This window comes from Streptomyces sp. AC627_RSS907 (assembly GCF_019049165.1).
The window spans coordinates 1-709 of sequence record NZ_JAGMUE010000472.1 but is presented as its reverse complement, the minus strand read 5'-3'; the positions used below and the strand labels follow the sequence as shown (position 1 = coordinate 709).

Below are 709 nucleotides of genomic sequence, written 5' to 3'. Positions count from 1 at the left end.
GCCGATCACCACGCCGTCGCTGTCGTCCACCAGCAGGTCGAGGCGCCGGTCGAAGCCGTCGATGACGGTGCGGGCGGCGCTCACCGCGTCGGTGGGGATGCCGAGCGCGCTGGCCAGGGCGACCGCCGCCGGCGGCCCGACCGGGACCATCGCGAGCGGCGTCGTGGCGAGCGTGCGCTCGCGGTGCAGCAGGGTGACCACGCGCAGCAGGGCACGGTCGTCGCCCACCACGACCGGGCGTCTGCCGCCGCGCCGGGCCAGCGCGCGGGTGACCTCCTCAAGGCCGTCCGGCAGGCAGATCTTCGTGGTCGCGCGGGCGCACAACACGTCCTTGGCGATGCGCACGGACTCCCCGTCGACGCGCCGGGCGCCCGGGTCGATGATCATGAGCAACGGTGGCGTTGCGCTCACGCGGGGCTCTGGAGCCGACACCTCGGTCCTTCCTCAGGTAGCATCTCGGTGCAAGAGCCCCTTGCGCTATTGCGCCAGGGGCTTGGTCTATTCCGGGGCACCGGTTCGACGGCTCTGCTGGCGGAAGCGCGACATCGCGCACCGTCACGCACGTGGGACATGCCCCGCCCGGAAGGGGTGTACGCCTGTGCCCGCACTTGTGCTGCTCGGTGCTCAGTGGGGTGATGAAGGCAAGGGAAAGGCCACCGACCTGCTCGGTGGTTCGGTGGACTACGTCGTTCGCTACCAGGGCGGCAAC

General features: G+C 71.5%; 1 protein-coding gene and 1 pseudogene. One reads left to right on the top strand and one right to left on the bottom strand.

The window, feature by feature from the left end; translation table 11 throughout:
- Positions 1–387 (bottom strand): annotated as a pseudogene (locus KUM32_RS36525) (hypothetical protein); the annotation flags it as partial.
- 211 nt (positions 388–598) lie between these two features.
- Between KUM32_RS36525 and KUM32_RS36520 the strand changes: the two are divergent.
- A partial coding sequence (locus tag KUM32_RS36520) for an adenylosuccinate synthetase (RefSeq protein WP_217146189.1) occupies positions 599–709 on the top strand: 111 nt, incomplete at its 3' end.